This is a genomic window from Pseudomonas sp. TWR1-1-4, from assembly GCF_049897165.1.
In the GTDB taxonomy this organism is placed as follows: Bacteria; Pseudomonadota; Gammaproteobacteria; order Pseudomonadales; family Pseudomonadaceae; genus Aquipseudomonas; species Aquipseudomonas canadensis.
Genome location: NZ_JAFCVS010000002.1, coordinates 770,399 through 791,901, shown reverse-complemented (window position 1 = coordinate 791,901; position 21,503 = coordinate 770,399). Strand labels below are relative to the sequence as shown.

At 60.6% G+C, this 21,503-nt stretch carries 19 protein-coding genes; 8 read left to right on the top strand and 11 right to left on the bottom strand.

From position 1 onward, the window contains the following. Positions 1-284 precede the first annotated feature (284 nt). The 7 genes from ACP7C6_RS08315 to gloB all read right to left on the bottom strand — a co-directional run bounded on the left by ACP7C6_RS08315 (position 285) and on the right by gloB (position 10,229). Positions 285-1,889, bottom strand: coding sequence for an ABC transporter ATP-binding protein (locus ACP7C6_RS08315; RefSeq protein ID WP_426108598.1), 1,605 nt, complete (start codon positions 1,887-1,889; stop codon positions 285-287). A 1-nt stretch (position 1,890) separates the two neighbouring features. Then, on the bottom strand, positions 1,891-2,910 hold the full coding sequence (locus ACP7C6_RS08310; RefSeq protein WP_012723835.1) for an ABC transporter permease: 1,020 nt from the start codon (positions 2,908-2,910) through the stop codon (positions 1,891-1,893). A 1-nt stretch (position 2,911) separates the two neighbouring features. After that, positions 2,912-3,988, bottom strand: coding sequence for a microcin C ABC transporter permease YejB (locus tag ACP7C6_RS08305; protein ID WP_016979726.1), 1,077 nt, complete (start codon positions 3,986-3,988; stop codon positions 2,912-2,914). Continuing rightward, positions 3,989-5,827, bottom strand: a complete 1,839-nt coding sequence (locus tag ACP7C6_RS08300) for an extracellular solute-binding protein (protein WP_068938045.1) — start codon at positions 5,825-5,827, stop codon at positions 3,989-3,991. Further along, positions 5,824-7,653 carry an extracellular solute-binding protein gene (locus ACP7C6_RS08295; protein ID WP_068938046.1) on the bottom strand — a complete coding sequence of 610 codons (1,830 nt, stop codon included), beginning with the start codon at positions 7,651-7,653 and terminating at the stop codon, positions 5,824-5,826. Before ACP7C6_RS08295 ends, ACP7C6_RS08300 begins: the two co-directional genes overlap by 4 nt. 294 nt (positions 7,654-7,947) lie before the next feature. Continuing rightward, positions 7,948-9,363: a lytic transglycosylase domain-containing protein gene (locus ACP7C6_RS08290; protein WP_016979723.1), complete on the bottom strand. Its 1,416-nt coding sequence runs from the start codon at positions 9,361-9,363 to the stop codon at positions 7,948-7,950. Positions 9,364-9,461: 98 nt separating this feature from the next. Further along, the gene (gene gloB, locus ACP7C6_RS08285; RefSeq protein ID WP_028616403.1) at positions 9,462-10,229 is read right to left on the bottom strand and encodes a hydroxyacylglutathione hydrolase; all 768 of its coding nucleotides are present in this window, start codon (positions 10,227-10,229) and stop codon (positions 9,462-9,464) included. Positions 10,230-10,294: 65 nt separating this feature from the next. On the opposite strand from gloB, the gene ACP7C6_RS08280 reads away from it, so the two are divergent. The 5 genes from ACP7C6_RS08280 (at position 10,295) to ACP7C6_RS08260 (ending at position 15,378) form a co-directional block, all read left to right on the top strand. Further along, complete coding sequence (locus ACP7C6_RS08280) at positions 10,295-11,053, top strand: methyltransferase domain-containing protein (protein ID WP_028616402.1); 759 nt, start codon at positions 10,295-10,297, stop codon at positions 11,051-11,053. 30 nt (positions 11,054-11,083) lie between these two features. Further along, positions 11,084-11,536: a ribonuclease HI gene (gene rnhA, locus ACP7C6_RS08275; RefSeq protein WP_010210917.1), complete on the top strand. Its 453-nt coding sequence runs from the start codon at positions 11,084-11,086 to the stop codon at positions 11,534-11,536. A gap of 70 nt (positions 11,537-11,606) precedes the next feature. After that, the gene (gene dnaQ, locus ACP7C6_RS08270) at positions 11,607-12,347 is read left to right on the top strand and encodes a DNA polymerase III subunit epsilon (RefSeq protein ID WP_162834923.1); all 741 of its coding nucleotides are present in this window, start codon (positions 11,607-11,609) and stop codon (positions 12,345-12,347) included. Between the two features lie 185 nt (positions 12,348-12,532). Continuing rightward, on the top strand, positions 12,533-14,788 hold the full coding sequence (locus ACP7C6_RS08265; protein ID WP_068938048.1) for an Orn/Lys/Arg decarboxylase N-terminal domain-containing protein: 2,256 nt from the start codon (positions 12,533-12,535) through the stop codon (positions 14,786-14,788). An 8-nt stretch (positions 14,789-14,796) separates the two neighbouring features. After that, a complete protein-coding gene (locus tag ACP7C6_RS08260) occupies positions 14,797-15,378 on the top strand; it encodes a GNAT family N-acetyltransferase (protein ID WP_073860002.1) in 582 nt (193 codons plus the stop codon). Here ACP7C6_RS08260 and ACP7C6_RS08255 read toward each other — a convergent pair. Further along, the gene (locus ACP7C6_RS08255; RefSeq protein WP_236320442.1) at positions 15,375-16,268 is read right to left on the bottom strand and encodes a LysR substrate-binding domain-containing protein; all 894 of its coding nucleotides are present in this window, start codon (positions 16,266-16,268) and stop codon (positions 15,375-15,377) included. The two genes, ACP7C6_RS08260 and ACP7C6_RS08255, sit on opposite strands and share 4 nt — an antisense overlap. 109 nt (positions 16,269-16,377) lie before the next feature. Here ACP7C6_RS08255 and ACP7C6_RS08250 point away from each other — a divergent pair, with 109 nt between their 5' ends. Continuing rightward, positions 16,378-16,722, top strand: coding sequence for a hypothetical protein (locus ACP7C6_RS08250; protein ID WP_016979715.1), 345 nt, complete (start codon positions 16,378-16,380; stop codon positions 16,720-16,722). A gap of 61 nt (positions 16,723-16,783) precedes the next feature. On the opposite strand, the gene ACP7C6_RS08245 is transcribed toward ACP7C6_RS08250, so the two are convergent. Further along, entirely contained in the window at positions 16,784-17,020 is a 237-nt protein-coding gene (locus tag ACP7C6_RS08245; RefSeq protein WP_426108597.1) for a hypothetical protein, read from the bottom strand. 227 nt (positions 17,021-17,247) lie between these two features. On the opposite strand from ACP7C6_RS08245, the gene ACP7C6_RS08240 reads away from it, so the two are divergent. Continuing rightward, complete coding sequence (locus tag ACP7C6_RS08240; RefSeq protein ID WP_122685308.1) at positions 17,248-17,805, top strand: NADPH-dependent FMN reductase; 558 nt, start codon at positions 17,248-17,250, stop codon at positions 17,803-17,805. 114 nt (positions 17,806-17,919) lie between these two features. Here ACP7C6_RS08240 and poxB read toward each other — a convergent pair whose 3' ends face one another. Next, positions 17,920-19,644: a ubiquinone-dependent pyruvate dehydrogenase gene (gene poxB, locus ACP7C6_RS08235; RefSeq protein WP_033902264.1), complete on the bottom strand. Its 1,725-nt coding sequence runs from the start codon at positions 19,642-19,644 to the stop codon at positions 17,920-17,922. A gap of 77 nt (positions 19,645-19,721) precedes the next feature. Next, entirely contained in the window at positions 19,722-20,954 is a 1,233-nt protein-coding gene (locus ACP7C6_RS08230; protein ID WP_426108596.1) for an NADH:flavin oxidoreductase/NADH oxidase family protein, read from the bottom strand. Positions 20,955-21,026: 72 nt separating this feature from the next. On the opposite strand from ACP7C6_RS08230, the gene ACP7C6_RS08225 reads away from it, so the two are divergent. Continuing rightward, a complete protein-coding gene (locus tag ACP7C6_RS08225; protein WP_426108595.1) occupies positions 21,027-21,431 on the top strand; it encodes a MerR family transcriptional regulator in 405 nt (134 codons plus the stop codon). Positions 21,432-21,503 lie beyond the last annotated feature (72 nt).

Sequence of the window (21,503 nt, the reverse complement as noted above, 5' to 3'; positions counted from 1 at the left end):
GCGGCTAACCCGGCGTCCTGCCGGGTTACCCACGGATTCAAGCCTGCGTTCGGCCAGCGTGTTTGACGGGGCGCCTAAGATCAAAATCAAGATCAAGAGCGACTCGCTTCGCATCGTGGATACGCGGTCCCTGTAGGAGCCGACTTGCCGGCGAAAAACGTGAGGACGCCGCGTTTTGTCTGGTTCCCCCGCATCATCGTTGAAGACCATCGCCGGCAAGCCGGCTCCTACAGGACCGCGTTTAGCAGCCATCATCCAACCAACGGATATTCACCCAACAAAAGCTAAACCCCAGGCACCAAAAACGCCGCCTCCAACAACTGCCGCGTATACCCATGCTGCGGCGCGGCAAAAATCCCCGCCGCATCCCCCTGTTCCACCACCTGGCCATGTTTCACCACCATCAACTGATGGCTCAACGCCTTGACCACCGCCAAATCATGGCTGATAAACAGATAGGTCAAGTTGTACTTGGCCTGCAAACTGCGCAACAATTCCACCACTTGCCGCTGCACCGTGCGATCCAGCGCCGATGTCGGCTCATCCAGCAAAATCAGGCGCGGCTTGAGCACCAACGCCCGGGCAATGGCAATGCGCTGACGCTGCCCACCCGAGAACTCATGGGGGTACCGATGCCGCGACTCTGGATCCAACCCAACTTCCTTGAGCGCCGCAATAATCGCCGCTTCCTGCTCCCATGGCGTCCCCATCTTATGGATACGCAACCCCTCGCCAACGATCTCACTGACACACATCCGCGGGCTCAAGCTGCCAAACGGGTCCTGGAACACCACCTGCATCTCCCGACGCAACGGACGCACCTGTTGCTGGCTGAGCTTATCCAACTGCTGCCCTTCAAAACGAATGCCGCCCTTGCTCGCGATCAACCGCAGAATCGCCAGGCCCAGGGTCGATTTGCCCGAGCCGCTTTCGCCAACGATTCCCAGGGTCTGCCCCTGGGGCAGGCTGAAGTTGATGCCGTCCACCGCCTTGACGTAATCGACGGTATTGCGCAAAAAGCCCTTCTTGATCGGGAACCACACTTTCAGGTCATCGACTTCCAGCAACGGAGGGCCGACTTCGTTGCCGGCCGGTCCGCCGCTGGGCTCCGCTGCAAGCAGTTCCTGGGTATACGGATGCTGGGGCGATTGGAACAGCGTTTCACAGTCGGCCTGCTCGACGATGCAACCCTTTTGCATCACGCACACGCGGTGGGCGATGCGCCGCACCAGGTTCAAGTCATGGCTGATCAGCAGCAGGGCCATGCCCAGCCGCGCCTGCAATTCCTTGAGTAGTTCGAGGATCTTCAACTGCACGGTCACATCGAGGGCCGTGGTCGGCTCATCGGCGATCAGCAACTCCGGCTCATTCGCCAGGGCCATGGCGATCATCACCCGTTGGCGCTGGCCTCCGGACAGCTCATGGGGAAGGGCCTTGAGGCGTTTGTGCGGTTCGGGAATGCCCACCAGGTCCAGCAACTCCAGGGTCCGCTGGGTGGCGACCTTGCCTTGCAACCCCTTGTGCAGGCCGAGTACTTCGTTGATCTGCTTCTCGATGGAGTGCAGCGGGTTCAACGAGGTCATCGGCTCCTGGAAGATCATCGCAATGCGGTTGCCGCGAATGTGGCGGATGGTTTTTTCTTTCAGCGTGAGCAGGTCCTGCCCGGCATAGTTGATGGTGCCGGAGGGGTGCCGCGCCAGTGGGTAGGGCAGCAGGCGCAGGATCGAGTGGGCGGTCACCGATTTGCCTGAGCCGCTTTCACCCACCAGAGCGATGGTCTCGCCACGTTTGATGTCGAAGCTGACGTTGTTCACCACGCGGTGGTGATGGTCGCCCGTGACGAACTCGACGGAGAGGTCGCGGATTTCGATCAGATTGTCCTGATTCATCTCATTTCCTCGGGTCGAAGGCATCGCGAGCGGACTCGCCGATAAACACCAGCAAACTCAACATGATCGCCAGCACGGCAAAGGCACTCATGCCCAGCCACGGCGCTTGCAGGTTGGATTTGCCTTGGGCCACCAGTTCACCCAGCGACGGCGAACCGGCCGGCAAGCCAAAACCGAGGAAGTCCAGGGCGGTGAGGGTGCCGATGGCGCCGGTGAGAATGAACGGCATGAAGGTCATGGTCGACACCATCGCGTTGGGCAGGATATGCCGGAACATGATCGCGCCATTCTGCATGCCCAAGGCCCTGGCGGCGCGCACGTATTCCAGGTTGCGCCCGCGCAGGAACTCGGCGCGCACTACGTCCACCAGGCTCATCCACGAAAACAGCAGCATGATGCCGAGCAGCCACCAGAAGTTGGGCTGCACGAAACTGGCGAGGATGATCAGCAGGTACAGCACCGGCAAGCCGGACCAGATCTCCAGGAAGCGCTGCCCGGCCAAATCCACCCAACCGCCGTAGAAGCCCTGCAAGGCCCCGGCGATCACGCCGATGATCGAGCTGAGCACTGTCAGCGTCAGGGCAAACAGCACCGACACACGGAAGCCGTAGATGACCCGCGCCAGTACGTCGCGGCCTTGGTCGTCGGTGCCCAGCAGGTTGACGCTGGAAGGCGGCGCGGGCGCCGGCACTTTCAGGTCGTAGTTGATGCTCTGGTAGCTGAACGGAATAGGCGCCCACAACGTCCAGGCATCCTTGGCCTTGAGCAGTTCCTGGATGTAGGGGCTCTTGTAGTTGGCCTCCAGCGGGAATTCACCGCCAAAGGTGGTCTCCGGGTAGCGCTTGAGCGCGGGGAAGTACCAGCCGCCGTCGTAGTGCACGGCCAGCGGTTTGTCATTGGCGATCAGCTCGGCGCCCAGGCTCAGCACGAACAGGATCAGAAACAGCCACAGCGACCACCAGCCACGTTTGTTGGCCTTGAACCGTTCGAACCGGCGGCGATTGAGGGGGGATAGATTCATCTCAATGCTCCCGGCTGGCAAAGTCGATGCGCGGATCGACCAGGGTGTAGGTGAGGTCGCCGATCAGTTTCACGATCAGCCCCAGCAGGGTGAAGATAAACAGCGTGCCAAACACCACCGGGTAGTCGCGGTTGATCGCCGCTTCAAAACTCATCAGGCCCAGGCCGTCGAGGGAGAAGATCACCTCCACCAACAAGGAACCGGTGAAGAAGATCCCGATGAACGCCGAAGGGAAACCGGCGATCACCAGCAACATCGCGTTGCGGAACACATGGCCGTACAGCACGCGGTGGTTGGTCAGGCCCTTGGCTTTGGCGGTGACCACGTACTGCTTGTTGATCTCGTCGAGAAAGCTGTTCTTGGTCAGCAGGGTCATGGTGGCAAAGTTGCCGATCACCAGGGCTGTAATGGGCAGCGCCAGGTGCCAGAAGTAATCGAGGATCTTGCCGCCCCAGCTCAGTTCGTCGAAGTTGTTCGACGTGAGCCCGCGCAAGGGGAACCAGTCCAGGTAACTGCCACCGGCAAACACCACGATCAGCAGGATTGCAAACAGGAACGCCGGGATCGCATAGCCGACGATGATCGCCGAACTGGTCCACACATCAAAATGGCTGCCGTGCCGCGTGGCTTTGGCGATCCCCAGGGGGATCGACACCAGGTACATGATCAGCGTGCTCCATAACCCGAGGGAAATGGACACCGGCATCTTCTCCTTGATCAAGTCGATGACCTTGGCGTCACGGAAGAAGCTGTCGCCAAAGTCCAGCTGGGCGTAGTTCTTGACCATGATCCACAAGCGTTCCGGCGCCGATTTGTCGAAGCCGTACATCTTCTCGATTTCCTTGATCAGCGCCGGGTCCAGGCCCTGGGCGCCGCGGTAGCTGCTGGAGCCGGCCACCGACACTTCGGAACCGCCACCGGCAATGCGGCTGGTGGCGCCCTCGAAGCCTTCAAGCTTGGCGATCATTTGCTCCACCGGACCACCGGGAGCGGCCTGGATGATGACGAAGTTGATCAGTAGGATCCCGAACAACGTGGGGATGATCAGCAATAGGCGGCGAAAGATATAGGCCAGCATTTAATCGCCTCCGCTCGCCGGATCGGCGCTGGTGTCTGGGTCTGAGGTGACGGCGGGTTTTACGTCAGGCTTGGCCCACCAGGTGGCGGTGCCGACGTCGTAGCGCGGCGGGACTTTGGGGTGGCCCAAGTGATCCCAATACGCCACGCGGAACGTCTTGATGTGCCAGTTCGGGATCACGTAGTAGCCGAACTGCAACACGCGGTCCAGGGCTTTGGCATGCGCCACCAGGCTTTTGCGCGAGTCGGCGTCGATCAGCTCTTCCACCAGTTGGTCGATGGCCGGGTCCTTGAGACCCATGTAGTTGCGGCTGCCGGGTTTGTCGGCGCTGGAGGACTTCCAGAACTCGCGCTGCTCATTACCCGGCGAAGTGGACTGCGGAAAGCTGCCCACCAGCATGTCGAAATCCCGCGAGCGAATACGATTGATGAATTGTGAGACGTCGACCCGACGGATCACCAGGTCGATGCCCAGGTCGGCCAGGTTGCGCTTGAACGGCAGCAGGATGCGCTCGAACTCGGTCTGCGCCAGCAGGAACTCGATCTTCACCGGTTTGCCGGTGGTGTCGACCATCTTGTCATCGACGATGCGCCAGCCGGCTTCTTGCAGCAGTTGGTAGGCCTCGCGCTGCTGGGTGCGGATCATGCCGCTGCCGTCGGTCTTGGACGGTTCGAAGGCCTGGGTGAAGACCTCGGGCGGGATTTTGTCGCGCAGCGGTTCGAGGATCGCCAGTTCATCCGGGCCGGGCAGGCCGGTGGCGGCCATCTCCGAGTTTTCAAAGTAGCTGCGGGTGCGGGTATAGGCGCCGTTGAACAGCTGCTTGTTGCTCCACTCGAAATCCAGCAACAGGCTGATGGCCTTGCGCACACGTACGTCCTGGAACATCGGCTTGCGCATGTTGAACACGAAGCCCTGCATGCCGGTGGGGTTGCCGTTGGGGATTTCTTCCTTGATCAGGCGACCCTGGGCCACCGCCGGGATGTTGTAGGCGTTGGCCCAGTTCTTGGCGCTGAATTCCAGCCAGTAGTCGAACTGCCCGGCCTTGAGGGCTTCCAGCGAGACAGTGCTGTCGCGGTAGTAGTCGGTGATGCGGTTATCGAAGTTGTAGAAACCCTTGGCGACTGGCAGGTCCTTCGCCCAGTAATCCTTGACCCGCTCGTAGCGGATCATGCGCCCGGCCTTGACCTCGGCGACCTTGTACGGCCCGCTGCCCAGCGGGACCTCGAGGTTGCCCTTGGCAAACTCACGGGTCGCCCACCAGTGCTTGGGCAATACCGGCAGTTGTCCGAGGATCAGCGGTAATTCGCGGTTGTTGGTGCGCTTGAACTTGAACAGCACCTTCAGCGGGTCTTCGGCGATCACTTCGTCGACGTCGGCGTAGTAGGTGCGGTAGATCGGCGAGCCTTCCTTGATCAGTTCCTGGAAGGTGAACACCACGTCTTCGGCACGGATCGGGTGGCCGTCATGGAAGCGGGCTTCCGGGCGCAGGTAGAAGCGCACCCAACTGTTGTCCGGGGCTTTTTCGATCTTGCCGGCGACCAGGCCGTATTCGGTGATGGGCTCGTCCAGGCTTTGCATGGCCAGGGTGTCGTAGATCAAACCAAGGTTATCGGCCGGCACGCCTTTGCTGATGTAGGGGTTGAGGCTGTCGAAGCCGCCCATGGCCGACTCGCGGAAGGTGCCGCCCTTGGGCGCATCCGGGTTGACGTAGTCGAAGTGCTTGAAGTCGGCGGGGTATTTCGGTGGTTCGTTGTAGAGCGTCAACGCATGTTGCGGGGCGGCTTGGGCCGCGGTGCACAGCAGCAGGCCGCCGAGCAGTGCAGTACGCAAATACATCATTGGGCTTTCTCCGAAGCTTTCAGCCACCACGCGCTCAGGCCCAGGCTATAGGGCGGCGTGGTGACAAAGGCGAACCGGTTGCGGTACGCCAAGCGATGATAGTTGAGGTACCAGTTGGGAATACTGTAGTGCTGCCACAGCAGCACCCGGTCCAGGGCACGGCCGGCGGCCAGTTGCTCCTCGCGGGTCTTGGCGGCCAGCAGTTGTTCCAGCAGGTGATCGACAATCGGGTTGGCAATGCCTGCATAGTTCTTGCTGCCCTTGATCGCGGCCTGGCTGGAGTGGAAGTACTGCCACTGCTCAAGGCCCGGGCTCAAGGTCTGGTTGAGGGTGATCAGGATCATGTCAAAGTCGAATTGATCCAGGCGCTGCTTGTACTGGGCGCGGTCGACGGTGCGCAGGCGCGCGTCGATACCGACGCTGATCAGGTTCTCGACATAGGGCTGCAGGATGCGCTCCAGGTTCGGGTTGACCAACAGGATCTCGAAGCGCAGCGGTTGGCCGTCCTTGTTGAGCAGGCGTTGGCCGGAGAGTTTCCAGCCGGCGTCCCCGAGCAAGGCCAGGGCGCGGCGCATGGTTTCGCGGGGGATACCGCGCCCGTCGGTCTGGGGCAGGCTGAACGGCTGGGTAAACAGGTTGGCCGGCAATTGCTCGCGGTAGGGCGAGAGCATCAGCCATTCATGGCCGGTGGGTACGCCGGTGGCAGAGAATTCGCTGTTGGGGTAATAGCTCAAGGTGCGTTTGTAGGCGCTACTGAACAGGGTGCGGTTGGTCCATTCGAAGTCGAACATCAGCCCCAGGGCTTCGCGCACCTTGGTTTGGCTGAAGGTCGGCCGCCGGCTGTTCATGAACAAGCCCTGGCTCTGGGTCGGGATCTGGTGGGCAATCTGCGCCTTGATCACGTCTCCCCGGTTCACCGCCGGGAAGTTGTAGCCATTGGCCCAGTTTTTCGCCTGATGCTCGATATAGATATCGAATTCGCCGGCCTTGAAGGCTTCGAAGGCCACGTCGCTGTCACGATAGAACTCCACTTCGACCTTGTCGTAGTTATAGAAGCCCTGGTTGACCGGCAGGTCCTTGCCCCAATAGTCCTTGACCCGCTCGAACACCAGTTGCCGGCCAGGCGTGACCTTGCTGATGCGGTACGGCCCGCTGCCCAAAGGCGGCTCGAAGGTGGTGGCCTTGAAATCGCGGTTTTTCCAATAGTGCTGGGGCAATACCGGCAATTCGCCCAGGCGCAGGATCAGCAACGGATTGCCGGCGCGCTTGAACACAAAGCGGATGCGGTGCCGGTTGAGGATATCCACCCGCGCCACTTCCTGCAGGTTGGTGCGGTACTGCGGGTGGCCTTCGGTCAGCAGCGTGCGATAGGAGAACGCCACGTCGTAGGCGGTGATCGGCTTGCCATCGTGGAAACGCGCTTCCGGGCGCAGGTTGAACACCACCCAACTGCGGTCCTCGCTGTACTCCACCGACTGGGCGATCAGCCCATAACTGGAGGTGGGCTCATCGCCGGAGGGCGCGTACAGGCCGGTTCCCACCATCAACGGCTCGTTCAGCTCGTTGACGCCGTATTGCAGGAAATTAGGCGTGGAAACCGGGCTGGAGCCCTTGAAGGTATAGGGGTTGAGCGTGTCGAAGGTGCCAAAGGCCATGACCCGCAATGTCCCGCCTTTCGGCGCTGCAGGGTTTACCCAATCGAAGTGGGTGAATTTGGCCGGGTACTTGAGGCTGCCGAACTGCGTATAACCGTGACTCTCGGTAATCGCCGCGTTCGCACCAAAGCTCAAGGCCAGACTTATTAGTAGAAGGAGGGGACGCTTCAAGTCAGGGATCCGATCCAGGCGGCTTGCGCTTTATGATCGGTACAGTAACAGCTTGTTCCGGTTGGAAAAAGCCGGTCGGCTGACGGAGATTCCATGTGGCGCTGGCTTGCGTGGTGAGCGGGCTTGCTGTGGTGAGCGGGCTTGCCCCGCGCTGGGTTGCGCAGCAGCCCCGTTGGCTATACGCATTGTTCCAGACAAAACGCATTGCATGGTTTTAGGGCTGCTGCGCAGCCCAGCGCGGGGCAAGCCCGCTCACCACAAAGCCCGCTCACACAAACAAGCTTTGTTTGTTAGTCAGCGTGGCCCGGAAACTACCAGCATCTGCCCCGGCTTCAGCGCCTGGCCAGTGCGCGGGTTCCAACGCTTGAGATGTTGCATCTCAACGTTGAAACGCTTGGCGACGATGTACAGCGAGTCGCCTTTCTTGACCTTGTATTGCACCGGCTTCTTGCTGTCAGCCTTGGCCACCAGCTTGCGCGTGTCCTGCATCACCAGGGTCTGGCCGACCTTGAGGGCCTGGCCGTTGAGCTTGTTCCAGCGCTGCAGGTCATGCACATCGACCTTGTTGGCCTTGGCGATCAGCGTCAGGTTGTCGCCACTGCGCACCTTGTAGCTGCGGGTACGCCCGGCAACCCGAGCGGTCTCGACTTCGTCGAACACCTGCTTTTTCGGACGCATCGCCAGCAATTCTTCAGGCTTCATCGTCGAAAGGGTGCTGGTGAGCAGTTGCGCCTTGGAGCTCGGCACCAGCAGATGCTGCGGGCCATCCAGGGTGGTGCGCTGCTTCAGCGCGGGGTTGAGCTGGAATAGTTCGTCTTCGTCGATCTCGGCCAGCGCGGCAACCCGTGACAGGTCCATGCTTTGCTTGACTTCAACCACTTCGAAATACGGCGTGTTGGCAATCGGGTTCAGGTTGACGCCATAGGCCTCGGGCGCCAGCACCACTTGGGACAGCGCCAGGAACTTGGGCACGTAGTCCTTGGTTTCCTGGGGCAGGGGCAGGTTCCAGTAGTCGGTCGGCAGGCCGAGCTTCTCGTTGCGCTCGATCGCCCGGCTCACCGTGCCCTCGCCTGCGTTGTAGGCGGCAAGGGCCAGCAGCCAGTCACCGTTGAACATGTCGTGCAAACGGGTCAGGTAGTCAAGGGCGGCGGTGGTGGAGGCGGTGATGTCGCGACGGCCATCATAGGCGCGGGTCTGGCGCAGGTTGAAGTAGCGCCCGGTGGAGGGGATGAACTGCCACAAGCCGACTGCATCGCTGCGCGAATAGGCCATTGGGTTGTAGGCGCTTTCAATCACTGGCAGCAGCGCCAGCTCCAGCGGCATGTTGCGTTCTTCAAGGCGTTCGACGATGTAATGAATGTAGAGGCTGCCGCGTTCGCCGGCGTTCTCAAGGAAGGAAGGGTTGCTGGCGAACCACAGTCGCTGTTGCTCGATACGTGGGTTGACGCCTACACCATCCTGCAATTGAAAGCCCCGTCGCATACGTTCCCAAACATCCTGGGGCACTTCGGGAGCCGGCTTTTCCGAAAGCCAGATGACGGGTTTCTGTTTGATCTTGGCGCTGAGGTTTGGCTTGGGTTGCACGGTGGATTGTGCGGTGAAATTGCTTGATTGGCAGCCCGCCAGCGTAGCGGACACAGCCACCGCCACAGCTTGAGCCAGGCGGGTCAATGCGTCTGAATGGTTGGATTTACGAATAGATGACGACATTGGCTGGAAGTAAGTTCCGGGCAAAAATGTCGGGCGATTCTAGAAACCCGTTTGGTTCCGGTCAACCATTCAGAAATTACGTATCAGATTGCATCCCGTTAGAACTTATCTTTCCAAGCCCTCAAGCTAGCAAACACCTCGGCCCCAGAGCGGTTGTCGCGGCCATTCCGTTCGTCCGCTTTTTGTTTAACGGATGTTTCAGAGGTGCGCAGAAAGGGGTTGGTGCGCTTTTCCAGGGCCAGGTTGGAAGGCAGCGTGATCTCGCCACGTTCGCGCAATTGGCGGACGTTTTCCACCCGTTCGGCGATATCGGCGTTATCCGGTTCGACGGCCTGGGCAAACTTGAGGTTGCTTTGTGTGTATTCGTGGGTGCAGTACACCAAGGTGTCGGCGGGGAGTGCGGCCAAGCGCTCAAGTGAGGTGTGCATCTGTTCCGGCGTGCCTTCGAACAGGCGCCCGCAGCCGGCGGCGAACAGGGTGTCGCCACAGAACAGCACGCCCTGATGATAAAAGGCGATATGGCCCAGGGTGTGGCCAGGCACGGTATAAATGTCGAAGTCCCAGCCGAGCACCGTGATACGGTCGTTATCGTTCAAGGCTACGTCCCGCGCCGGGATCTTTTCGTTGGCCGGGCCGTAGACCTTGGCGTCAGTCACCCGTTTGAGTTGTTCGACGCCGCCGACATGGTCGTGGTGGTGGTGAGTGATCAGGATGTCGCTCAGGACCCACTCAGGGTTTAGCTTGAGCCAGGCCAGCACCGGCGCGGCATCGCCGGGGTCGACCACGGCGCAGCGCTGGGTGCTCGGGTCTTGTAACAACCAGATGTAGTTATCGGTGAAGGCGGGCAGGGCACTGATCTGTATCATTCTTCGATTCGCCAAGCTGAACACATTGGTGCATCTTAGAACGTCTAGGCGAGTTGGAGAATGCAATGACTGATAAAGCGTTCGCCCAGGCCGATCCTGAGTGGCTGGCCCTGATCAGCGCAGCCCGTGAATGGCTGTCCGGTCCGATCGGGCAATTTCTGCTGGACGAAGAACGGCGCATGCTCGACGACGAGTTGGGCCGGTTCTTTGGCGGCTACCTGGTGCATTACGGTCCTTCGGCCGAAACGCCGCCGTGTGCGCCCCAGGTGCAGCGTAATGTGCGCCTGGGTGCTCCGTTGCCGGGGGTGGAGATTGTCTGCGAGGAACAGGCCTGGCCGTTGAGCGAGCACGCCGCCGATGTCGTGGTGTTGCAGCATGGCCTGGATTTCTGCCTGTCGCCCCACGGCTTGCTGCGCGAAGCGGCGAGCAGCGTCCGTCCGGGTGGCCATTTGCTGATTGTCGGGATCAACCCCTGGAGCAGTTGGGGCTTGCGCCATGTGTTCGCCCACGACGCCTTGCGCCAGGCGCGTTGCATCTCGCCGCAACGGGTGGGGGACTGGCTGAACCTGCTGGGCTTCGCGCTGGAGAAACGTCGCTTCGGGTGCTATCGTCCGCCGCTTGCGTCGACCAAGTGGCAAGCCCGTCTGGCCGGCTGGGAGCGCCGCGCAGGTGCCTGGCAATTGTCGGGTGGCGGCTTCTATCTGCTGGTGGCGCGCAAGATCGTGGTCGGGTTGCGGCCAGTGCAACAGGTGCGCCGCGAGCCGATGGGCAAGTTGGTGCCGATGCCGATGGCCAAGGTCAACCGCAAGCAAAGCGACGCATGACCCTCTTTTTGAATGAATACCGAGCAACCGATGACCGATAGCGTAGAACTCTTCACCGATGGCGCCTGCAAGGGCAACCCCGGCCCTGGCGGCTGGGGCGCGTTGCTGGTGTGCAAGGGCGTGGAGAAAGAGTTGTGGGGCGGCGAACCCAATACCACCAATAACCGCATGGAGCTGATGGGCGCCATTCGCGGCCTGGAAGAACTCAAGCGCCGTTGCAACGTGCTGTTGGTGACCGACTCGCAATACGTGATGAAGGGCATCAACGAGTGGATGGTCAATTGGAAGAAGCGCGGCTGGAAGACGGCGGCCAAGGAACCGGTGAAGAATGCCGACCTGTGGCAACTGCTCGATGAGCAATGCAATCGCCATGACATCACTTGGAAGTGGGTGCGCGGTCACATCGGCCACCCTGGCAACGAACGCGCCGACCAGTTGGCCAACCGTGGCGTGGACGAAGTGCGCGGCTACAAGCAGAGCTGATGCCGACTCACGTGTTAATATCGCGACCCTTGAATCACACTACACCGTTGAGAGCTGAACCCTGATGGCCATCCGATCTGTTGTACTCGATACCGAAACCACCGGCATGCCGGTGACCGACGGCCACCGGATCATTGAAATCGGCTGTGTCGAATTGATGGGTCGCCGCCTCACCGGGCGTCACTTCCACGTCTACCTGCAACCGGACCGCGACAGTGACGAGGGTGCGATTGGCGTCCACGGCATCACCGACGAATTCCTCAAGGGCAAGCCGCGTTTCGCTGAAGTTGCCGATGAGTTCTTCGAATTCATTAACGGTGCGCAGCTGATCATCCATAACGCGGCGTTCGACGTCGGCTTCATCAACAACGAATTTGCCCTGATGGGGCAGACCGATCGTGCAGACATTTCCCAGCACTGCTCGATCCTCGACACCTTGATGATGGCCCGTGAGCGTCACCCCGGCCAACGCAACAGCCTCGATGCCTTGTGCAAGCGTTATGGCGTCGACAACTCCGGCCGTGAACTTCACGGCGCCTTGCTCGACTCCGAGATTCTTGCCGACGTCTACCTGACCATGACTGGCGGGCAGACCAGCCTGTCTCTGGCCGGTAACGCCTCCGATGGCAGCGGTTCGGCGGAAGGCTCGGGCAACCGTCCTTCGGAAATCCGCCGGTTGCCGGCGGATCGCAAACCGACCCCGATTATTCGCGCCAGTGAGCAGGACCTGGCCGAGCACGCGGCGCGGCTGGAAGCGATTGCCAAGTCGGCGGGTGCTCCGGCGTTGTGGACCCAACTGACCCAGCAATAACCCACCCTCCCTGTAGGAGCCGGCTTGCCGGCGATGGGCCCTTGAACCCTGAGATAGTTTCGAGGCCGCCATCGCCGGCAAGCCGGCTCCTACAAGGGGTGTGTTGCCTGTTCGAAATCTTCATTCGCCACATCCGCTTCCAGCTTCTACCCTTGAGTGCATAGCCCTCAGGACTACAAGCGCTGATGTATAAAGACCTGAAGTTCCCCGTCCTTATCGTGCACCGCGACATCAAGGCCGACACCGTTGCCGGTGACCGGGTCCGAGGCATCGCCCGAGAGCTGGAACAAGAGGGTTTCAGTATTTTTTCCGCAGTGGATTACGCCGAAGGACGATTGGTGGCTTCTACCCATCATGGCCTGGCGTGCATGCTGATCGCCGCCGAAGGGGCTGGTGAAAATACCCACCTGCTGCAAAATATGGTCGAGCTGATCCGCCTGGCGCGGCTGCGGGCGCCCAATTTGCCGATCTTTGCGTTGGGCGAGCAAGTCACCCTAGAAAACGCACCGGCTGACGCCATGAGTGAACTCAACCAGCTGCGCGGCATTCTCTATCTGTTCGAAGACACCGTGCCGTTTCTCGCGCGGCAAGTCGCGCGTGCGGCGCGCACTTACCTGGATGGCCTGTTGCCGCCATTCTTCAAGGCGCTGGTGCAGCACACCGCTGACTCCAACTACTCCTGGCACACCCCGGGCCACGGCGGTGGCGTGGCCTACCGCAAGAGCCCGGTGGGGCAGGCGTTTCATCAGTTCTTCGGGGAAAACACCCTGCGCTCGGACCTGTCGGTATCAGTGCCTGAACTCGGCTCGTTGCTGGACCACACCGGCCCGTTGGCCGAAGCCGAGGCCCGCGCTGCGCGCAACTTTGGCGCTGACCACACCTTCTTTGTGATCAACGGCACCTCCACCGCGAACAAGATCGTCTGGCATTCCATGGTCGGGCGTGATGACCTGGTGCTGGTGGACCGCAATTGCCACAAGTCGGTGCTGCACTCGATCATCATGACCGGCGCCATCCCGCTGTACCTGTGCCCCGAACGCAACGAACTCGGGATTATCGGCCCGATTCCCTTGAGCGAATTCAGCCCCGAATCCATCCGCGCCAAGATCGACGCCAGCCCGCTCACCCATGGCCGCCCGCCGAAAGTGAAACTGGCCGTGGTCACCAACTCCACCTACGACGGCCTGTGCTACAACGCCGAGCTGATCAAGCAGCAACTGGGCAACAGCGTCGAGGTGTTGCATTTTGACGAGGCTTGGTACGCCTATGCCGCGTTTCATGAGTTCTTCTCCGGGCGCTACGGGATGGGTACTTCGCGTACGCCAGACAGCCCGCTGGTGTTCACCACCCACTCGACCCATAAGCTGCTGGCGGCCTTCAGCCAGGCCTCGATGATCCATGTGCAGGACGGCGGCGCACGCCAGCTGGACCGTGACCGTTTCAACGAAGCCTTCATGATGCACATCTCCACCTCGCCGCAATACAGCATCATTGCCTCGCTGGATGTGGCGTCGGCGATGATGGAAGGTCCGGCCGGGCGTTCGCTGTTGCAGGAAATGTTCGACGAGGCGCTGAGTTTCCGCCGTGCCCTGGCCAACCTGCGCCAGCACATTGCTGAAGAGGATTGGTGGTTTTCGATCTGGCAGCCGCCATCAGTAGCGGGAATCGACCGCGTCGTCACCGCAGATTGGCTGTTGCACCCTGAGGATGATTGGCATGGCTTCGGCGACGTAGCCGAAGACTATGTGTTGCTGGACCCGATCAAAGTCACGCTGGTGATGCCCGGCCTCAATGCCGGCGGAGCCCTCAGCGATTGCGGAATTCCCGCAGCGGTCGTCAGCAAATTCCTCTGGGAGCGTGGCCTGGTGGTGGAAAAAACCGGGCTGTATTCCTTCCTTGTGTTGTTCTCCATGGGCATCACCAAGGGCAAATGGAGTACCTTGCTCACCGAGCTGCTGGAATTCAAGCGCAGTTACGACGCCAATGTCAGCCTGGCCAGTTGCCTGCCTTCGGTGTTTGCACAAGGGCCGGCGCGTTACCAAGGGCTGGGTTTGCGCGACCTGTGCAACCAACTGCACGGCTGTTACCGCAGCAATGCCACGGCCAAGCACCTCAAGCGCATGTACACCGTCTTGCCGGAAATCGCGATGAAACCGGCGGACGCCTATGACCAATTGGTGAGGGGCGAAGTGGAGGCGGTTTCCATTGACGCCTTGCAAGGCCGCGTCGCAGCGGTAATGCTGGTGCCTTATCCGCCTGGCATCCCATTGATCATGCCGGGCGAGCGCTTTACCGAGTCGACGCGCTCGATCATCGATTACCTGGCGTTTGCCCGGACGTTCGATAGCAGTTTCCCAGGTTTTGTCGCCGATGTTCATGGGTTGCAACACGAAGATGACGGCAGTGGTCGTTGTTACACCGTCGATTGCATCAAGGGTTAAGGATGGTTATGCAAGCTGTAATGAACCCGAAGTATCCGGGGCTCAGTGTAAGGGTCGCCGACGAAGGCTTTGATGCCTACGTGTGGGGCAATGATTTCAGCTTTGAGGTCAGCGCCTACGGTGAGCCGCAGATGGGCAAGCGGGTCGATCAATGGCCCGTGGAACGCATCTTGCCGTACCGCAAGTGCTATGGCATCGACCCCGAAGAGTTCGCCAGTTTCCGCGATGCGCCCGACAGCGCGATCTTCATGGCCTACCTGGATGATCGCCCGGTGGGGCATATTGTGGTCAGCACCAACTGGAACGGTTTTGCCCATGTCGATGAGCTGGCGGTGGCCTTGCCTGCGCGGCGTCACGGGGTGGCGAAGGCGTTGCTGGATGTGGCGCAGTTCTGGAGTCGCAAAAAGAATCTGCCGGGCATGATGCTGGAAACCCAGAACAACAACCTCGGCGCCTGCCGTTTGTACGAGCGTTGCGGTTACGTGATGGGTGGGGTCGACCACCTGCGCTATCGCGGCATCGACCCGCAGACCCACGAAGTGGCGATATTCTGGTATCGGCTGTTCAAAAGCGAAGTCGACAAGACTTAACCCGCCAGCAGGCCCTCGGCCTTCTGCGTCACGATCTCCAGCAGCGCATTCAGCGCCGGCGAGGACGTGCCGTCCTTGAGGGTCAGCGCGTATAGGCTGACCATGATCGGCGGCGACACGGGGCACGCATCCAGCCCCGCCTCCCGTGCGCCAAAGGCGGTGAAGGGGTCAACCACCGCCAGGCCTTCTCCGGCTTCCACCATGCTGCGCATCATTTGGTAGGTCTGTACGCGCGTCTGTACCACCGGCAGCGGGCGCAGGGCCTGCAGCTTGGCATCCAGCAGGCGGCTGAGCGGGTCCTGACCTTCCAGGCCGATCATCGATTGCCCGGCCAGGTCCTGTAGCGCGATGTATTTCTGTTTGGGCTTGAGCCAACCATGGGGGGCGAGCAACTGCAGTTTGCCTTGGGCCAGTACCGTGCTGTGGATTTGCGGGTGTTCCGGGTCATGCAGGCTCAAACCCACATCGGCTTCGTGCAGCAGCAGGCTCCTGACAATCTCTCGGGTCGGTTGGCTCGACAGGTTACACGGTGTGTCCTGAAAGCGTCGGCGCAACGCTGCAATGCTTTGCGGTAGCAGTTGACTGGCCAGGGGCGGCGTGCAGAGGGCGCGCAGAGTGGGGGCCTGATGGTGTTTCAAACGGCTGGCCAGACGTTGCACCGGCTCCAGCGCTTCATAGACGTGGGCGATTTCGGCTTGCAGTTCCAGGGTTTCCCGGGTGGCCTGCAAACGTCCACGCACACTGGCGAACAGCATGAAGCCAAGCTGCTGCTCGGCGTCCTTGAGCGCCGCTTCCACTTCGCCCACGGAAAGTTGCAACCACTCGGCGGCCAAGCCTGGGTGTCCGGTCTGCAAGATGGCCTGAATCACTTCGATATGACGTAAACGCATCGCCGGAGTCTATGTGCAGCGGGCCGGGTATTCAATAGAATGGCTGCGCTGATCATCAACGACCACAGCCGGCTACCGGCATTAACAACAAAAACAGGTCTGGTCTCATATGCCTTTACCCTCGATATGCCTCGGGGTAACGGTCAAGCAACTGCTGGTCCTGGTGACCGTCGGCTGTGTGGCTGCTTATCTCTTCGACACTCAAAGCGAAACTCCGCCGGAAAACCTGGCACTTGAAGCCTTTATCCGTTCCCAGGAGCAGGTAGTGGAGCAGGTGGGCTCGGTGCTGGGCATGGAGTTGGTCAGGCAGGTGGTCGCGCATCCCGGCTACAACTCCGCAGGCTACCAGCGTTCGCTGTATGCCGTTGACGGCGAGAGGGGGCGTCTGATGGTGACGCTGAAGAAGGTGCAGGGAGAGCAGGGCATTGAGGTCACGGAGATCCGTCGTCCGTGATCACCCCAGCCCAGTCAATGCCGTCAATGGCCAGGACTGAGCAGGTGGATAGGGCGAGATCTTATGAAGCGAGGGTGGTTTGCGATTCGCGCACAAGAATGGTGCCCGATTGGATCAATTTGAATTCGTCGCCTTCCAGTTTCTCTACACGGTCGCCAATGGCCAGCTTGTAGGTGGTGGTAGGTGCCGAGCCAGCCAGGTCGCTTTGCGCCGGGTTGGATTCCTGGAACTCATGCACCGAATACACGCGTCCTTCTGCGTCTCTGGCATGAAACTGTCCGACTAATACTGCTGCCATCTGTTTAGAACCTCTGGAGATAAACACTCGATTTGCGGTTCTGTAGACCGTCATGGAGCGGGGTAGTTTACTTACGGAATAAAAATACTATTCGCTGATATTTTCAGATGCTTCCTACGTGTCGCAGTGCCAGGCAAACGCCCGCAGGAATATCAAAACCTTCTGGTGAACACGCCGCGAAGACTCTATAACTACAAGCTCCTTTAGTCAGACGTCGGGAAACCCCAATGAGCAAGGTCTACACCGTCGCCGTCGTGGTCGGCAGCTTGAGAAAAGACTCGATCAACCGCAAGGTCGCACTGGCACTGGCCGAACTGGCCCCTGCCAACCTGAAGTTGAACATTGTGGAAATTGGCGATTTGCCGCTCTACAACGAAGATATTGACGGGGCCACACCGCCGGCAGCCTACAGTACTTTCCGCAAACAAGTGAGCTCATCCGACGCGGTGTTATTCGTGACCCCGGAATACAACCGCTCCGTGCCCGCCCCGCTGAAGAACGCCATCGACGTCGGTTCGCGCCCTTACGGCCAGAGCGCCTGGAGTGGCAAGCCGGGCGCGATCATCAGTGTGTCGCCGGGTGCGATTGGTGGGTTTGGCGCCAACCATCATCTGCGCCAGTCCCTGGTGTTCCTTGATGTGTGGTGTATGCAGCAGCCAGAAGCTTACCTGGGGGGCGCGGGCAACGTGTTTGACGACGCCGGCAAAGTGTCGGAAAAGACCAAGCCGTTCCTGCAGGCGTTTATCGATGCCTACGGTAAATGGGTGGAAAAACAGCACGCTTGATTTGCAACGAGATCAAATTGTGGGAGCGGGCTTGCTCGCGAAAGCGGAGCGTCAGTCGATGTATTTATCAACTGACAGCTTGCATTCGCGAGCAAGCCCGCTCCCACATTGGGTTCAGCGCAACCAGTTGGTACGCGCCAGTTCGATCACTTCATCGCCACGGCCACTCATCACCGCCTTGAGCATATACAGGCTGAAACCCTTGGCCTGTTCCAGCTTGATGGTCGGCGGCATCACCAACTCCTGGGTCGCGGTGACCACGTCCACCAGCACCGGGCCGTCATGGGCGAGGGCGCGGCGCAGGGCCGGTTCCAGGTCTTCGGACTGCTCCACGCGAATGCCGAGGATGCCCATGGCGTTGGACATGGCGGCGAAATCCGGGTTTTTCAGCTCGGTACCGGCATCCAGATAGCCCGCAGCTTTCATTTCCATGGCAACGAATCCCAAGGAAGAGTTATCGAACACGATGACTTTCACCGGCAGTTTCAACTGCGCCAAGGAGATGAAATCCCCCATCAGCATGGCGAAACCACCGTCACCCGACATCGAGATCACCTGCCGATCCGGAAAGGCTGCCTGGGCACCAATGGCTTGGGGCATGGCATTGGCCATCGAGCCGTGGTTGAACGAACCGATCAGCCGGCGCTTGCCATTCATCTTCAAATAGCGCGCAGCCCACACGGTGGGCGAGCCGACATCGGCGGTGAAGATCGCATCGTCATCCGCCAATTCACTGAGCAGGCGTGCGACGTATTGCGGGTGAATCGGTCGATTGGCTTTCGAGGGTTGAGCGAGGTCGTCCAGCCCTTGGCGGGCTTTCTCGTAGTGCTTCAGGGAGGTTTCGAGAAAGCTGCGATCGGTCTTACGCGTCAGGCGCGGCAGCAGGGCGCCGATGGTTTCGCTGACATCCGCGGCAATACCCAGGTCCAGTGTGGCGCGGCGGCCGAGGGCCTGCGGATTGCGGTCGACCTGAATGATCTTGGCGTCAGTGGGGTAGAACTGGCGATAGGGGAAGTCGGTGCCGAGCATGATCAAGGTGTCGCAGTCGAGCATGGCATGGTAGCCGGAGCTGAAGCCGATCAGGCCGGTCATGCCTACGTCGAACGGGTTGTCCCATTCCACATGCTCTTTACCGCGCAGTGCATGCACCACGGGAGCGCCGAGGGCGTCGGCCAAGGCCACCACTTGATCATGGGCGCCGGCACAGCCGCTGCCGCACAGCAGGGTGGTTTTCTGGCTGCTTTCCAGGATCTCGGTGAGGCGTTGCAGGTCCTGTTCCGCCGGCAGCGTACGTGGCGCATGCAAGGCTGGCCAAGGCTTTAGCTTGTCTTCCACTTCCAACAGCGACACATCGCCCGGAATCACCACCACCGCGACGCCCCGATTGAGGATCGCCGAACGCATGGCGCGGTGCAGCACATGGGGCATCTGCTCGGGGTTAGTCACCAGTTCGATAAAGTGGCTGCATTCCTTGAACAGTTCCTGCGGATGGGTTTCCTGAAAGTAGTTCAGGCCGATCTCCGACGACGGGATCTGCGCGGCAATCGCCAGCACCGGCACATGGTTGCGATGACAGTCGAACAGGCCATTGATCAAGTGCAGGTTGCCCGGCCCGCAACTGCCGGCGCATACGGTCAATTCGCCGGTGGCCGCCGCTTCGGCGCCAGCGGCAAAGGCAGCCACTTCCTCGTGGCGCACATGCATCCATTCGATGCTGTCCATGGTGCGCAGGGCGTCGGTGAGGCCGTTCAGGCTGTCGCCGGTCAGGCCCCAGATGCGCTTGATGCCCGCCTGTTCAAGGGTGGTCGCCAATTGCTGGGCCAGGTTGATTTTCGCCATGAAGAACTCCAATCGTCAGTGAGGTTAAAAACTGCTGATCAATAGGGGACAGTTCGATCACGGCGGATGTTCATCCTTTAATGTGAAGATTGCGTCATGGCTGCGCGGTACTGCCGGGTGCGTCGCGCCAGAAACCATTGGTCGCGCACCAACGCCATGCACGGCGCAACATTGGCTTTGGGCAAATGGCCGCGGCTGAGGCGGCGCATCTGGTAGCGCACCACGGCGAGGATGGCGAGGGATGCCAGGGGTTTGCGCTTCCAGTCCATGGGTTTGAGTTGCGGGTTGGGGTCGCGGCCTTCGCGCCAGTGCTGGATCAGTTGCGGCTCCAGCGTCAGGGCCGTGGCGATCCCGGCCATGGCGACGCCGCTGTCCAGCACCTGTTGCACGATGGGCAGGCGGCGAATGCCGCCGGTGACCATCACCGGCATCTTGGCGGTGGTCGCCAGTTGGCTGGCGAACTCCAGGAAGTACGCCTCACGTGCCAGGGTGCGACCGTCACGTGCTTCACCTTGCATGGCCGGCGCTTCGTAACTGCCACCGGATAACTCCAGCAGGTCGATGGGCAACGGGTTGAGCATTTCGACCACGGCGCGTGCGTCGGCTTCTGCAAAGCCGCCCCGTTGGAAGTCGGCAGAGTTTAGTTTGACGGCGACACAAAACGACGGGCTGACGTTAGCGCGCACTGCACGAATCACTTCCAGCAACAGCCGCGCGCGGTTCTCCAGGGAACCGCCCCAGCGGTCGGTGCGCTGGTTGCTCAGCGGTGAAAGGAACTGGCTGAGCAAGTAGCCATGGGCACCGTGGATCTGCACGCCGGTAAACCCGACTTGCTCGGCCAGGCGTGCGCTGGTGGCGAAGCGCTGGATCACGTCCTGGATGTCGTCTTCGGTCATGGCCTTGGGCGTGGCAAACATCTTCGAGAAACCGCCCAGGTCGAGCGCCACGGCGGACGGTGCAATGGCCTGCTGGCGCAGGTTGGCCGGCGTCTGGCGACCTGGGTGGCTGAGTTGTACCCAGAAGTGCACGCCGTTGTCGCGCGCCACGTCGGCCCACTCGCGAAAGCTCGCCAGGTGCTGCTCATCCTCAAGCGCCACGCCGCCGGGGCCGGTCATGGCGCGGCGGTCGACCATCACGTTGCCGGTGATCAACAAGCCGGGCTCGCCCTGCGCCCAGGCCTTGTACAACTGCTTCAATTCGCGCGACGGCGTCTGATTGCCATCGGCCATATTTTCTTCCATCGCGGCCTTGGCGATGCGGTTGGAGAGGACTTGACCATTGGGCAATTGCAGGGCTTCAAAGGGTGACATGGGTTGACTCCTGAGCGGGGGAGGCCTCAGGCTAAGCTTAAAGTTAACTTTAATGTCAAGCGCGGGGCGGTGATGAATATTGGTGAGCTGGCAAGGCAGAGTGGGTTAGCGGCTTCACGGATCCGCTTTTATGAGGCCGAGGGGCTGATCAGCCAGGTGGGGCGCCAGGCCAATGGTTACCGACGATATGCGCCGGAGGCGCTGCAAACCCTGCAACTGATCCAGAGCGCGCAACAGGCAGGCTTTACCTTGCAGGAACTCAAGGCACTGATGCCGGCGCCGGGCGAGCACAAGCGCGAAGAGTTGATCGAGGCATTGGAGCGCAAGGTCGCGCAGATCGAAGAGATGCAAGCGCAACTGGCCCATAGCAAGGCGCAACTGCTGGGGGTGATCGAAGCGGTACGGGCGCAGCCGGAAGGTGTGCCCTGCAGCGTAGGGCAGAGGCAGGTATTAGGATTGATCAGCGAGAACCTGTAGGAGCGAGCTTGCTCGCGAAGACCTCACAGGCAACACGTTCATCCAGGACTCACGCGTTATCGTTGACGATCT